This window comes from Pseudoclavibacter terrae, assembly GCF_008831075.1.
GTDB lineage: Bacteria > Actinomycetota > Actinomycetes > Actinomycetales > Microbacteriaceae > Pseudoclavibacter > Pseudoclavibacter terrae.
On the sequence record NZ_WBJX01000003.1, the window covers coordinates 55431 to 69778 of the forward strand.

The following is a 14348-nucleotide window of genomic DNA, read 5'->3' on the forward strand; positions in this document are numbered from 1 at the left end:
CCGCGGCCGCTGAGGCCGCTTCCACTCCCGGCGTCGAACCGCCTCGGCCGTTGGACCGTGTTGGCTTTTGCTCACCCTGATGGGTTTTTACCCATCACCGTTCGCCGAAACCCAGCACGAGCATCCCAGAAACCCATCAGGGCTGCGGGAACCCCGCACGGTCAGCCTCGAACACGGCGTCGGAATGATCACCGATCGGCCGAGGATGCTGCCTCCTGCTTCTGCCCCGCCTACGCCTGCGGCTGCACCCCGGCGCGGTGTTTGACCGTGTACCGGTAGTAGTCGGCCATGGTGAGCTCGGATGCTGCGGCTTCGTCGATGACGATCGTCGCGCGGCGGTGCAGCTGGAGCACGGAGCCGGGCCACATCGAGGAGACGGGGCCCTCGATCATGGCTGCGACGGCGCGCGCCTTCGACGCGCCTTGGGCGACGAGCACGACGCTTCTCGCGTCGAGGATGGTGCCGAGCCCTTGCGTGAGGCAGTGCACGGGCACATCCTCTGCCTTGTCGAAGAAGCGGGCGTTGTCGTCGCGGGTCTTCGGGGCGAGCGTCTTGACGCGGGTGCGCGAGGAGAGGGAGGAGGTGGGCTCGTTGAAGCCGATGTGTCCGTTGGCGCCGATGCCGAGGAGCTGCACGTCGACGCCTCCCGCGGCGAGGATCTTGGCCTCGTAGTCGGCGCAGGCCGCGTCGAGGTCGGATGCGAGGCCGTCCGGCACGTGCACGCGTGAGGGGTTCAGTCCGAGCGGTTCGACGACCTCGCGCCCGACCACTGCGTGGTAGGACTCCGGATGCGATCGGGGGATGCCGACGTACTCGTCGAGCGCGAAGGCGGTCACGCGACTGAAGTCGAGCCCCGCATCCCGTCGCGCGGCGAGCGCGCGGTACGTCTCCAGGGGGCTCGAGCCGGTGGCGACTCCCAGCACTGCTTCCGGGTTGCCCGCGACGACGTCCGCGATGCGGCCGCCGGCGAAGGCGCCGACTTCCGTCGGCCCGGCCATGATGACAACTTCCATGCGCTGCTCCTAGAGATCGACGACGATCGGTGTGCCTCAGCCCAGTCTTGTGGAGGTCCGGCGTGATCGGCGAGGCGTGTTGCGCATCACCTTACCGGCAAAGCCCTGAGTGGTCTAGTCCACAAGCACGAGGGGTGAGCCGCCGAACCCGGCAACTCACCCCTCGACTCGGTGTGGAGCAGCGTCAGCGCAGCTTCAGCTCGACATCCGTGCCTCCGAGCACGATGACCGGCGTCACGACCGGGTGCCCAGCGGCGCGGATGGCCTCGAGATCGAACCGCAGCAGCGGGGTACCCTCGGTGACCACATCCCCGACCGAGACGAGCGTCTCGAACCCCTGACCCTTCATCTCCACGGTGTCCACGCCGACGTGGACGAGCACCTCGGTGCCATCCTCGAGCCTCATCGCGACCGCGTGGCTCGTCGGGAAGACGTGGGCGACGGTGCCGTCAGCTGGAGCCCACACGGTGTCACCCGTCGGCTCGACTGCGACACCTGGCCCCATGATGCCCTCGGAGAAGGTCGCATCCGGAACCTCGGAGAGCGGCACGACGCGACCCGCGACCGGCTGACGCAGCGTGAGCACCGTCTTCGTGGCGACACCGCCCTGCGGGCCGTCACCTGCGCCTGCATCAGCAGCAACGACCGGCGCGGCGACTGCCGCAGCTGGAGCTTCGACGCGGCCGGCGATGAGGTCCTCCATCGCGTCCTTCACGAACTGCACCTCGAGGCCGTAGATGACCTGCACGGACTTCCCGCCCGGCTTCATGATGCCAGCGGCGCCAGCGCGACGGATCGCCGCGTCGTCCACCTTCGAGACGTCGGCGATCTCCATGCGGAGCCGCGTGGCGCAGTTGTCGAGCTCGAGCACGTTGTCCTTGCCGCCGAGTCCCTTGAGGATCGCGGAGGCCTGGCTCAGGAACTTCGACGACCCCGTCGACGTCTCATCCACCTCGACTTCCTCGTCTTCGCGACCCGGCGTCTTCAGGTCGAAGCGCTTGATGATGAAGTAGAAGGACACGAAGTAGATGACGAACCAGACGGCGCCGGCCAGGAAGATCGCCCACGGGTTCTGCGCCAGCGGGTTGACCCAGCCGAGCATGAGGTCGATGAACCCGCCGGAGAACCCGAAGCCCATGCGCACCGGCAGCAGCGCCATGATGAACATCGAGATGCCCGTGAAGATCGCGTGGACGACGTACAGCGCCGGCGCGAGGAACATGAAGGCGAACTCGAGTGGCTCCGTCACGCCCACGAAGAACGAGGCGAAGGCGCCGGACAGCAGGATGCCCGCGGTGACCTTGCGACGGTTGGTCTTGGCCGTGAGGTACATGGCGAGGGCGGCACCCGGGAGGCCGAACATCATGATCGGGAAGTAGCCGGTCATGTACTGGCCGGTGACGCCTGCCGTGCCCGTGCCGTTGAGGAAGTTGCCGAGGTCGTTGATGCCGGCGACGTCGAACCAGAACACCGCGTTGAGCGCGTGGTGCAGGCCGAGCGGGATGAGCAGGCGGTTGAAGAAGCCGTAGAGGCCAGCGCCGACCGGGCCGAGCCCGACCATCCACTCACCGAACGAGACGAGGCCGCCGAACAGGACCGGCCACACGAAGTAGAGGACGAGCGCGACGACGAGGGATGCGCCCGTCGTGACGATCGCGACGGAGCGCTTGCCGGAGAAGAACGACAGGGCGGCCGGCAGCTGGACGTCCTTGAACTTGTCGTAGCAGTACGCGCCGATGAGGCCGCAGATGATGCCGACGAACGCGTTCTCGATGCGACCGAAGCCGATGTTCACGTCCTCGACGGCGATGCCCTGCAGGGTCGCGACCGTCTCGGGGCTCAGGAGTCGCGTGACGACGAGCCACGACACGAGTCCCGCGAGCGCGGCGGTACCGTCTGGCTTCGATGCCATGCCGATTGCCACGCCGAGCGCGAAGAGCAGGGGCAGGTTGTCGAGGAGCGCGCCTCCCGCTGCAGTGAAGAAGGCCTGGACGAAGTTCTCGCCGGCCGTGTTGAGGATCCAGTACCCGATACCGGACAGGATGGCCGCTACCGGCAGGACAGCCACCGGCAGCATGAGCGACTTGCCGAGTTTCTGGAGATATTTCATGACGAGACTCCGTGGTCAAAGGAAAAGTTAGGGGGACTCTACTTGGAAAATCCGCCCTGGTATAGACCAGAGTTCGTCGGTGGTGCGGTTTACTTCACGAGAAGGGCAGCGTGAGGCGCTCCTGCAGGGGGAAGGTGAGCTCGAAACGATCCGCGGGGAACGTCGCCCGCGAGTACGACATGGGCAGGCCGCGGGCGATCGCGGCTCGCGTGAGGCGCAGAACCGGGTAGCTCGCGGCGATGCCGAGCACCTCGATCTCCTCGGGGCTCGGCAGCGTGGCCGTGACCACCTCGACGCCCTCTGTCGGCAGCAGATCGAGCGTCTCGAGCATCTCGTAGAGACTCCCCTTCGCCGTCTCCTCGTTGAGCTGGGGAACCAGCGCCGCGGGAAGCCACTCGTCCTCGAGCGCGAGGGGCCGGTCGTCGCCGAGGCGCAGCCGGCGCAGGTGGATGGTCTCGGCGTCCGGTGGGAGCTGCAGGTGCTCGTCCACTTCGGCGGGGCGGTCGGTGCTCCGCACGAACGACAGCACCTGCGTCTCTGCGTGCATCCCGTGCTCGCGGACCGCGCTCGCGAACGACCGCAGCCGAACCTGGAGGGAGACGGGCGGGGCGAGCTTCTCCGTGCCGATGCCGCGCTTGGTGCGGACGAGGCCCTCGCGTTCGAGGACGTCGATCGCGGCACGCACCGTCATCCGTGCCACTCCGAGCTCCGCTGCGAGCGTGCGCTCCGAGGGCAGCAGCTCGCCCGGCGAGAGTGATGCGGCGAGGGCGCGAACACCCTGGAGAGCTGTTGAACCACTGACCCTTGCCATGTCGCAAGTATCCCACCGTGTCCGGACCCGGGCGCGGTCATCCGGCTCGCGATCGCCGCCCCGCGTGCGCCGATAGGTCACTTGACGCCCGTTCGCGGCCTCGGGAAGGGCTGAAAGTGACCCGACGAACGGCGCGGGATGCATGGGCGGCAAGGGCCGCGGCAGTTCGGAGGCGCCTCACCCCAGCTCGCTGCGGCTCGGCCCTCGGCCTCCGTACCGGCGGTAGGCGAGGAGCGCGGCTCCGACACCGAGAAGGCCAATGGCCAGGCGTCGCGCCTGCGAGGCTCTCCATCCACCCGTGACGGCACCCTCGTCGGCGACGGGGTGCAGGACGGTTCCGTCGGTGTCGTCGGCGGGACCGCGAAGTCCGACGAGCTCCATCGTGGCGCGGATTCCACGATCGTAGGCGCCCGGGAAGAGCGTGAAGAGCGGGATGCCCGCCGACTGCATGCGGCCGACGGTTCTCGAGTTGCGGGCCCCGGGGCGCGTGGCGCGAACGACAGCCGCGGCAACTCGATGCGGGGACACGGCCGGGGGGATCGCTCGGGGTTGCCGACCGGTCCTGTTGCCCGCCCGCTGATAGCCGGGGGTATCGATGGTGGCTGGCGACACGACGCGCACGTTGATGCGCGGCTCGGACAGGAGCTCCTGTCGAAGGGAGTGCGCGAACCCCTGCACACCGAATTTGCTCGCCACGTACGACGAGACGTACGGGGCCGAGACGTGCCCGAACACGGAGGCGATGAGCACGAACGTCCCGCGGCCCTGCGCACGGAACACGGGCAACGCGGAGCGCACGCCGTTGACCTGGCCGAGGAGGTTGGTGGCCACCACCTGGTCGAAGAGCTCCGGCGGGACTTCCTCGACACGGCCGTAGGCGAGCACTCCCGCGGCTCCCACCCACACGTCGATGCGGTCGAACCTGTCGATCGCCGCGCGGACGAGGCCGTCGACCTCGGATGCCCGCGAGACGTCGGTCGGCACGATGAGCGTCTGCGCTCCGAGCGCCGCGCATTCGGCGGCGGTCGCCCGGAGCGCCATCTCGTCGCGGGCTGCGAGGACGAGGTTGTCGCCTCGCCTCGCGAAGGCGAGGGCCGTCGCGCGGCCAGCGCCCCGCGACCCGCCGGTCACCACGATGGTGCGCGCCCGGCTCACGGCTGCTCGTCTGCTGCGGCGGGGATGGGGGAACGGGGATTGGGGCTCGACACGTCCCCGAAGCTACGCGGCGGCTCCGTCGTCTTGCACGGCCTTGACTTCCCAGGCTGCCGGCGTCACTCGGTCAGCCGATGCTGACCTGCGACTTGTCGAAGGCGACGTAGCCGGCGAAGTCGTGGCCGACCTTCTCGGCCGCACCGGCGAAGGGCTCCGGGTAGCTCCACGCGGCGTCGCGGTGCGTCTCGCCGTCCGTCACCACGTCCCAGTACTGCGCGTGGCCCTTCCACGGGCACGTGTACTGCGTTGCGCTCTCGGTGAATGCTCCCGACGTGAGCGAGGACGGCGGGAAGTAGTGGTTGCCCTCGATGCCGACGAGCTCGGACTCGGGCGCCTCGGCGACGACGGTTCCGTTGACAGTTGCCTTCATGATGCTTCCTCCAAGGGGTAGCGAGTGGGGAGACGGGAAGCGTCGCCCCACAGGCTGGGAGAACGGTGATGCCCGTGGATGCGCGCCGCGCGTACCTGGGAGAACGTCGGCAGAGGCACGGGCCGGCTGCCCTACTCTCAACGGCGGGGTTCCGCGCCGGGGCTCCGCTCCCCCGCCCCTGGAAGGCCTGCCGTTGTCGCACTCCGATCGCTCCCGCCCGTATCCGCTCGGCTTCAGCACCGTCGCCGGCCGCTCGAACTTCGCCGTCTACTCCGAGACCGCAGACGCCGTATACGTGTGCACATTCGACGAGTCGGGATCTGAGACCCGCACCCTGCTCGAGGAGCGCACGGGCCACGTGTTCCACGGCTTCGTCGACGCGCTGCAGGTCGGCACCCGCTACGGGATCCGCGTCGACGGCCCATGGGCGCCGGAGCAGGGCCTCCGCCACAACGTGAACAAGCTGCTCCTCGACCCCCACGCCACCGCGATCGAGGGCCAGTACAGCTGGTCGCAGGCCGTGTTCGGCCACGACATGAACGAGCCCGAGCAGCGCGATGACACCGACTCGGCCGGCTCCGTGCCGCTGAGCGTCGTCACGGACCCGAGCTTCGACTGGGGTGACGACGCGTCGCCGCGCGTCCCGCTCGACCAGACCGTCATCTACGAGGTGCACGTCAAGGGCTACACCCAGCTCCACCCGGAGGTGCCGGAGGAGATCCGCGGAACCTACGCCGGCCTCGCTCATCCCGCCGCCATCAAGCACCTCGTCGACCTCGGCGTCACCTCCGTCGAACTGCTCCCCGTGCAGCAGTTCGTGCAGGACAGCCACCTCGAGGAGAAGGGTCTGCGCAACTACTGGGGCTACAACTCGATCGGCTTCTTCGCGCCGCACGGCGACTACGCAGCTGCCGGCGACGGCGGTGGCCAGGTCGCCGAGTTCAAGGAGCTCGTGAAGGCGCTGCACGCCGCCGGCCTCGAGGTGATCCTCGACGTCGTCTACAACCACACCGCCGAGGGCAACCACCTTGGCCCGACACTGTCGCTCAAGGGCCTCGACAACGCCGCCTACTACCGGCTGGTGGAGGGCGACGAGAGCCACTACTTCGACACGACGGGCACCGGCAACAGCGTCAACGTCAGCCACCCGGCGGCGCTCGGCCTCATCATGGATTCCCTGCGCTACTGGGTGACGGAGATGCACGTCGACGGCTTCCGCTTCGACCTCGCCACGACCCTCACCAGGCAGGGCGGCGACGCGGAACTGCACAGCGCGTTCCTCACGCTCATCCAGCAGGACCCGGTGCTCGCACCGGTGAAGATGATCGCCGAGCCGTGGGATACGGCCGGCTACCAGGTGGGCGGGTTCCCAGCGGACTGGTCGGAGTGGAACGGCAAGTTCCGCGACGACGCCCGCGACTACTGGAACGGCAGCGACGCGACCCTCGGCACGACGGCGCAGCGCATCCTCGGCTCCCCCGACGTGTACGAGGCGAGCCGCCGCTCGCCCCTGTCGAGCGTGAACTTCATCACCGCGCACGACGGGTTCACGCTCGCCGACCTCACGTCCTACAACGACAAGCACAACGCCGCGAACGGCGAGGACAACCAGGACGGCGAGAGCGACAACCGCTCGGCGAACGGCGGGGCTGAGGGGCCGACCGACGACGAGGCCGTCAACGAGCGCCGTGCGCGCAAGCGCCGCAACCTGCTCGCGACGCTGCTGCTCTCCGCGGGCGTGCCCATGATCCTCGGCGGCGACGAGCTGGGCCGCACGCAGGGTGGCAACAACAACGCCTACTGCCAGGACAACGAGATCTCCTGGTTCGACTGGGAGGCCGTCGACGGCGACCTGCTCGAGTTCACGCGCACGCTCATCTCGCTGCGCGCCGAGCATCCGGCGCTGCGGCCCGTCTGGTTCCGGCAGGCACCGGATACGGGCGCGGACGCCACGGTGGACGTGCTGCGGTCGGATGCGCTCGGCTTCGACGACGCCGACTGGGACAACCCGGAGGCGCGTTCCATCGCGTTCGTGTTCTCGCACACGGGTGCCGACTCCTTCGCCCTGCTGCTCAACGCGGCCGAGAACGCCGTCGAGTTCACCGTCCCGGATGCGCCGCACGGCACCTGGGAGCTGGCGCTCTCGAGCGACGACGAGCAGCAGGTCAGCGACCCCGTGACGACGCTCATGGTCAAGGAGGGGTCCTTCACGCTGCTGCGTTCGCCGCTCCAGCGCTGACCGCGCTGGTCTGCGTGGCCTCTCCGGCGGGCAGCCGACGGAGAGGTCCACGCGTGCCCCACGTGCCCCAGCGCCAGAGCCATTCGAGTGGGCCCTGTGTGAAGGACCGGAGCCAGAGCGTGCTCGCGACCCACTGCAGCGCGAGGATGCCGACGACGATGCTCAGCAGCAGCGTCCACGAGGTGCTGTGGGGCAGGTCGAACAGCACGCCGGCCGCGAGCATCAGCGGGGCACCGGCGACGTAGTTGGTGAGCGCCATCTTGCCGAGGGGCGCGAACGCGAGCTGGAGGCCGGGCGCGGCTGGGGTTGTCAGGAGCAGCGACAGCAGTGCGACGTAGGCGCCGGCCATCGCGAATCCGGCGAGCCCGGAGGCCAGGTCGAAGCCGGACATCCGAAGGTCGCTCGCCTGCCAGAGCGCGAGCGGGATCGAGGCGGCGGTGAAGGCGAGCAGCGCGACGACCGAGCCGGCGCGCGACCGGCCGATCCCCTGCACGATGCCGTAGCGGGTGAGGGCCGCTCCGAGGAGGAAGACACCGGGGATCAGCGTGATGCCGCCACCCGTGAGCGCGAAGCTCGCGGCGATGAGGACCGCGGCGCCCGCGGCGACGGCCCAGCGCGGCAGCCAGGTGCTGGGGAGCAGCACGATGAGGCCGGCGATCGCGTACGGCCACAGCGCCGAGCCGCCCTGCAGGAGCTCGAAGGGGATGCCGATGGCCAGCAGGAGCAGGAGGCGCCTGAGCAGGACCAGCCTCGGCCGTCGGGAGCGGCGCTTCGCCGATTCGAAGAAGAGCGCGAAGCCGATGCCGAAGAGCAGCGAGAAGATCGGGAAGAAACGCTGCTGCACGAAGAGCTGCAGCCAGCCACTCGGGTCGCCCAGGTTGGTGGGCTGAGGGGTGCCGGTCTCGGAGCCGAAGTGCACGAGCGGGGCGATGTTGACGAACAGGATGCCGCAGAGCGCGACGCCGCGGATGACGTCGAGCGCCGCGATCCGGCGACCGGATGTGGGGAGTGCGGCGGATGCAGCGGGGGCGGCGGCGGTGCGCTCGGGGGAGGAGGGGGAGGTCAAGACGTGCCTTTCGCGGCGCGGCCCGGATCTCGGGATTGGCGCGACGGCCCATCATGTGGCGACGGCGACCTCGCTCGCGTCCTGCGCTGGGTGGACCGGCGTCATCCGCTGGGCTGACGCCGCGCCGACAACCGGGTCCCTTACGTCGAGCGGACCCCCTACTCCTCGATCCAGGGGCGGGCACGGACGGCGTCCATGTCCCCGCGGAGAACCTCCGCGAAGATCGTGAGCGCCTCGCCCCGGGGCACGTGGGAGAGAACGAACTCGGGGTCGTGTGGTCGTGCGGCGTGCGCGAGCACCACGGTCCCGGACGAGTAGGCGGTGACGAACCAGCCGTACGGGTCACCGGCACCGACGTCCGGCTCATCGTCACTCGCACCGTCGAGTTCGGCGAGGAGGGCCGGCAGGTCCTCGACTCGAGCGGGATCCGACGAGCCGTCCAGGTGCATCACTTTCATGCGGGGCACCCTACGATCCCCTGATGGGCGCCCCCTCAGCGCAAGCACCTGCCTGCGACATCTCCAGCGATCCGGGTGCCGCTCGACTCGATCACGCAGGCTCGCAACTCGTGGCTCTAGCCTGCGTGCCATGGCACCTGCATCCACTGACCCCGCCCACCTCCCGGCCCGCGTGATCATCGTCCACGGCTTCCGCGCGAACGTCGACGCGCACTGGTTCCCGTGGCTTCGGGATGCGCTCGCCGACCGGGGCATCGAGGCGACGAGCGTCGAACTTCCGCTGCCGGAGGCGCCGAACGCCGCCGACTGGGAGCGCGAGGTCGCGCTCGCGTTGGGAACCCCTGACGAGCGGACCTGGATCGTGGGCCATTCGCTCGGCGCCGTGACGGCGCTCCGCGCGCTGGCGGCGCAGCTCGGCGACTGGCGGCTCGGCGGCGTCGTCTTCGTGTCCGGCTTCACCGGCACGCTCGACACGCTCCCCGACCTCGACGACTACCTCGCCGAGGACGTGGATGCGGAGCGCGTCGCCGAGCGCATCAGCACTCGGGTCGTCATCCGCTCGGACGACGACACCCTCGTGCCGGCCGCGGCGAGCGACGCCCTCGCGCGTCGACTCTCCGCCGAGGTCCGCGTGCAACCGGGGGCCGGACACTTCCTCGAAGCGACCGGCATGACGTCCCTCCCGGTCGTCCTCGATGCGATCCTCGGGCAGCACCCGGACCGCTGAGGCGGGCGAATCCTGGGAGGATGACCGGGATGAACTCGCAGACCTCACACGCATCGACTCGATGGTCGAGCTCCGCGCTGCTGCGCCTCGGCGCGCTGGCTGCGCTGAACGCGGTGGTCGCTCTGGCGTTGGCACCGGCGACAACGGTGCTGGCCGCGGTGAATCCACCCGCGTATGCCGCCGTCGCGTCGCTGACGATGATGCTGCCGATGCTCGCCGCGCTGCTTGTGCCCCGATTCGGAAGTGCGACGATCGTCGCGTTCTGCACCGGCATCTTCCTCATGGTCACCCCGCTTGGGGCGATCGCCGTCGTCGCACTGTGCGGCCCTGCGCTTGTGCTGGAGCTCGTCCTCCTGATCGGGCGTTTTCTGCGCCGGCGACACCGCGCTGAGGTCGCTGCTGCACCGCCCGACGTGTCCTGGGCAACGTGGCTGCTCGCGTGCGCCGCAGGTGGAACCGCGATCGCCGCGATGTCGCTCCTGGTCCTCGCCCCTGGTGCAGCGACGCCCGAGCTTGTTGCGCTGCTCTTTGCCATCCGGGTGCTGACCTATGCGGCGATTGGGGCGCTGATGCGTCGGCTTCGCGCACAGCTGCGTTCGGCGGGCCTCGTCTGATCGGAGTCGAACGACCGGTTGCGTCGAGTGCGGAGCATCCCGGCCGGTCGATGCCCGCTGGGGTCACTGATCGTCGAGCAGGTGGAAGGTCAGCGCCATGTGGATGGCTTCCTCCCGCGAGCGCACGCCGAGCTTCCCGTACAGCGATCTCACTTGGGTGCGCACGGTGTTGATGCTGACATCGAGGCGTGCACTGACCTCGGCGTAGCTGGCGTTGTCCATCAGCTCCCGGAGCACCGCGAACTCCCGCGGGGTGAGGGTCGGCGGGGCGGCGGGGTGAGGCTCAGTCGGCTTGGCGAGTCCGTCCGTCAGGTGCGGGAGCGTGATTCCGGTCTCGTCCGCGAGCGACGCCAGGTCCGCGTGGCCGAGAGACCGATGCCCCAGGAGCGGAAGGGTGAGCCCGCCGTTGGTGAGGCTCGCCGCGGCGCTGCGGAGCAGGACGATCGCGGAGTCGCGGTGCCCGGTCCGCTGGTAGGCGGTGGCGAGGGCGAGTTCGTAGTCGAGACGGTCGCGCAGTGTCGTTTCGCGCGCGGGCGGGAAGCGGAGGAGCAGGCCGAGCGCGTCGGTGTCGGAATGGCGGGCGAGATCGACCTTCGCGCGCAGGGTGGCCGCGGGCACGCGGCCGAGCACGTCGACGCCGCGCGAGTACTGGGCGGCGAGCCCGATGCGGTGCGACGCGAGCGCTGCGTGGGTCGTCGATCGATCGAGATGCGCCGTCACGTAGCTCGGGAGTCGACGCTGGCGTTCCGCTTGCTTCCTGGTCTCCAGGATGCGGTCGAGGCCTTGAGCCGGGTCGAGTCCGATGTGCGCCCACGTCTCGGCCTCGAGGAGGAGATGGATGTTCTCGATCGTGCGGTAGTGCGGGTGGAGGCGCGCGAGCACATCCAGCGCAGCTCCGTAGCGGCCCGCTTCCAAGTGCACGTATGCCTCGGCGAGGCGAGCGGGTGAGCCGCTGTAGTCGTTGTGGCGATGCTCCTGCCCGGGGACGCTGTCCGACTCCGCGATCGCCTGCCGTGCCTCTTCCAGTTCGCCTGCGAGCGCGTGTGCTCCCGCGCGCAGAGAGAGCGGAAAGTACCGGGCGCGAAGCGGTGCGTGCAGACTCGCTGCGGTCACGGTTCCGGAGACCAGCGTCTGCAGCGCGTTCTGGGTCAGGCCGGCGAAGAGCTGCGTGGCGGCGAGCTGGGAGATGGCGTGCGGGAGGACGCGGCGGGCGTGTTCCTGCTCTGCTGGGGGGAACTCGGCGAGCATCCTCGTGAGACGTTGCGCGTGGTGGCGCGCCTGCTTGTAGGAGCCGAAGACGGTCCTGGCAGCGACCATCTCGAGGAGCACGTACATGAGCTGCTCGGTGGCGGTCGCGGTTCCCCGCCGGAGTCCGATGCCGGTCAGGCTGAGGGCGAACACCTCAGCGGCCTTCCATTGGTGGTCCTGCATCGCGAGGTAGCAGAGCGCGAGTTCGACACCGAGGAGTGGCCATCGTGCGATCGTCAACCGCGGGAGCCCTTCGAGTGCCGCGACCACTTGGGGGCGGTCGTCACCCAGTTCGAACCAGTGATCCATGATGATGCTCGATGCCAGCGCGTGGTCGGTCGCGTCGATCGCGGCAGTCAACGCGGCATGAGACAGCCCCCGCTCTTTCGCCCATGCTGCGAAGGAGCGGCGCTGCTCGACGAACCTGGCCGGTGCGGACGCCCGCAGCCAGGCGCGCCCTGCCCGCGCGATGGCCGGGGTGAAGCGGAAAGCCGACTGGCTTGTGCCGTCCTCGAGCACGAGCTCCTCCCGGGCACCGAGCCCACGCCGCTCGAGTTCGTCGAGCACCTGGGCGCCGGGGCGCGCCGTGAGCTGCCCGGCCAGGGCCTCGTCGAGGCAGTCCGCGCCCAGGACGCGGACTGCGATGTCGTCGGCACCGTCGAGGACGCTCTCGGTGACGTACTCGCCGAGCCGCTGGTCCAGCCACCGCTCGAGCACGTCGACCGCAACCGGCTGCCCTCGCCCGGAGGTCTCGAGGACGCTGAGCTTCACCAGCACGGGGACGCAACCCGACACCCGCTCGACGACCGTCGCGATGGCTGGGTCCGCGATACCAGCGCGTCGCAGTTCGGCGTCGATCTCCGAGGCCGTGAACAGCAGTTCCTCGGCCGCGATGACCTGCACGTCCATGGACATGCGCGTCCGAACATCTTCGAACCCCGTCATCCGTCGAGTGGCGATCATCACCCTGTGCCAGGGAGCGAGGGCGACGAGCTCGGCGAGGTCGGCCTCGACCTCCGGCTGATCGGCAAGACGCTCGAACCCGCTGATGACCAGCGTCACGGGGGCCGCCGAGACGATGCCCTCGATGAGCGCATCGATCGGGCTGGAACCGCTGTGCGAGGGCTCCGCGGATGCGGGGGAATCGACGTCGGCAGCCACGCTCTGCCAGAAGCGCTCGCGACTCGCGTTCCGATCATCGATGTCGATTCTCACGACGGGACGCCCGTCCTCGCCCTGCCAGTCCCGCAGTGCGTTCGCCTTGCCGAAGCCCCACGGGGCGCGGATGACGACAACACTCGATGTGCTCGCTGCATCGAGCAGTGCTCGGAGCCGGGCGCTGCGTGGCTCCTGCTGGGCGGACGGGTTCACGGTGCTCGGCTGCTTCCGGACGACGGCTCTTCTGCTGCTTGGGACCACTTCGCCTGCGCAGCACGGGATCACGCGTGTGCATGATCGCACAGTCAGGCCGTGGCGGGTTCGCGGCCGCGTCAGGGCATCGACGACCGGGCGGCCGCTAGCAGGGGTTGACGGCGAGGTTGCCGAGTCCGATGACCATGTTCTGCGAGTTCGTGGAGTCACCTGGCTGGAAGTAGCGGAACTCGACCGCGGAGACGGGCGCCGCCCAGGTGAGCTGCACGTTGCCCTGGTTGGACGTCGGCGCGATGTTGCCGTATGGCGAATCCATGCGGAAGGGGTCACCGGCCGTGCCGCTGCCGACGACACGCGTCTGCCGCGCGGCGCTGAACCCTCCGGTCAGCACCTCCACGTGGTCGCGGTAGCCGTTTGTCGTCGCGTCGATGTCGAGGAGGGAGAAGCTGAGGCCGGTCACGGGGCGGTTGAACGCGATGCGGACCGTCGCCGAGTTGTTGGGGATCGGGTTCGAGAACTCGATGCGGTAGTAGTTGCCGGTGACGCCGCCCTGGGGGCCCGCTGCAACCCGACCGCTGGCCGCCGACGGGGTGGACCCAGACGAGTACGTGATGGAGAAGGTCGCGGTGGTGGTGGGGCTGGTGCCGGCAACGGTCACCGTCGTGACGTTCGAGCCAGCAGCGAGGGCTGCCCAGTCGAGGGTTCCGGCCGTGCACTGCGATGCGGAGGCGAGGGGGGCCGCCGTGGCTGCCGCGATGACCGGCACGGACCACACTGCACCGGTGACCAGCGAACGACGAGTCAAGCCGGACTTGGCTTCGGTTTCGAGCGCGCTCATAGGGGACTCCTTGTCGAGGCGGGGCCTCGGAACATTCGAGAAGAGCACCGGGCGGGGGCTGCGGTGCCACACGAGTCGCGATGCCGCTGGACTCGGTGAGACCTCACTGTACGTACCGACGGAGCCCTGTCCGGGTGCGCTTAACATCGGCCTTCGCATCCGCGGGAGCTCCCGCAATCCCCTGGAAGGACATTGGCGAAACGCGACCCAGGGCCCCGAACCTGTGCGCCACCTGAGAGCCGAAAACGAGTTTGTGACACATCGGGGGTGG

The 14348-nt window shown here is 69.3% G+C and carries 12 protein-coding genes; 3 read left to right on the plus strand and 9 right to left on the minus strand.

The features are described from left to right. Window positions 1-230: 230 nt before the first annotated feature. The 5 genes from nagB to F8O03_RS09730 form a co-directional block, all read right to left on the minus strand. Window positions 231-1013, minus strand: coding sequence for a glucosamine-6-phosphate deaminase (gene nagB, locus F8O03_RS09710; RefSeq protein WP_151423708.1), 783 nt, complete (start codon window positions 1011-1013; stop codon window positions 231-233). 184 nt (window positions 1014-1197) lie between these two features. Then, window positions 1198-3123, minus strand: coding sequence for an N-acetylglucosamine-specific PTS transporter subunit IIBC (gene nagE, locus F8O03_RS09715; protein ID WP_151423709.1), 1926 nt, complete (start codon window positions 3121-3123; stop codon window positions 1198-1200). Window positions 3124-3217: 94 nt separating this feature from the next. Further along, on the minus strand, window positions 3218-3934 hold the full coding sequence (locus F8O03_RS09720; protein ID WP_167516537.1) for a GntR family transcriptional regulator: 717 nt from the start codon (window positions 3932-3934) through the stop codon (window positions 3218-3220). Window positions 3935-4111: 177 nt separating this feature from the next. After that, window positions 4112-5089: an SDR family NAD(P)-dependent oxidoreductase gene (locus F8O03_RS09725; RefSeq protein WP_151423711.1), complete on the minus strand. Its 978-nt coding sequence runs from the start codon at window positions 5087-5089 to the stop codon at window positions 4112-4114. A gap of 124 nt (window positions 5090-5213) precedes the next feature. Beyond that, entirely contained in the window at window positions 5214-5516 is a 303-nt protein-coding gene (locus F8O03_RS09730; protein WP_151423712.1) for a DUF427 domain-containing protein, read from the minus strand. 187 nt (window positions 5517-5703) lie between these two features. Here F8O03_RS09730 and glgX point away from each other — a divergent pair, with 187 nt between their 5' ends. Then, on the plus strand, window positions 5704-7755 hold the full coding sequence (gene glgX, locus F8O03_RS09735; RefSeq protein WP_425280955.1) for a glycogen debranching protein GlgX: 2052 nt from the start codon (window positions 5704-5706) through the stop codon (window positions 7753-7755). On the opposite strand, the gene F8O03_RS09740 is transcribed toward glgX, so the two are convergent. Together F8O03_RS09740 and F8O03_RS09745 are read right to left on the minus strand one after the other, a co-directional pair. Further along, entirely contained in the window at window positions 7724-8821 is a 1098-nt protein-coding gene (locus F8O03_RS09740) for a DUF418 domain-containing protein (RefSeq protein WP_244296161.1), read from the minus strand. The two genes, glgX and F8O03_RS09740, sit on opposite strands and share 32 nt — an antisense overlap. 158 nt (window positions 8822-8979) lie before the next feature. Further along, a complete protein-coding gene (locus F8O03_RS09745) occupies window positions 8980-9279 on the minus strand; it encodes a hypothetical protein (protein ID WP_151423714.1) in 300 nt (99 codons plus the stop codon). Between the two features lie 130 nt (window positions 9280-9409). Here F8O03_RS09745 and F8O03_RS09750 point away from each other — a divergent pair, with 130 nt between their 5' ends. Further along, window positions 9410-10006: an RBBP9/YdeN family alpha/beta hydrolase gene (locus F8O03_RS09750; RefSeq protein WP_208851837.1), complete on the plus strand. Its 597-nt coding sequence runs from the start codon at window positions 9410-9412 to the stop codon at window positions 10004-10006. Between the two features lie 29 nt (window positions 10007-10035). Further along, the gene (locus F8O03_RS09755) at window positions 10036-10620 is read left to right on the plus strand and encodes a hypothetical protein (protein ID WP_151423715.1); all 585 of its coding nucleotides are present in this window, start codon (window positions 10036-10038) and stop codon (window positions 10618-10620) included. Window positions 10621-10683: 63 nt separating this feature from the next. Here the strand turns inward: F8O03_RS09755 and F8O03_RS09760 are convergent, their stop codons facing one another. Further along, window positions 10684-13239 carry a LuxR C-terminal-related transcriptional regulator gene (locus F8O03_RS09760; RefSeq protein WP_151423716.1) on the minus strand — a complete coding sequence of 852 codons (2556 nt, stop codon included), beginning with the start codon at window positions 13237-13239 and terminating at the stop codon, window positions 10684-10686. A gap of 145 nt (window positions 13240-13384) precedes the next feature. Beyond that, the gene (locus F8O03_RS09765; protein WP_104254184.1) at window positions 13385-14077 is read right to left on the minus strand and encodes a hypothetical protein; all 693 of its coding nucleotides are present in this window, start codon (window positions 14075-14077) and stop codon (window positions 13385-13387) included. Window positions 14078-14348: the final 271 nt, after the last annotated feature.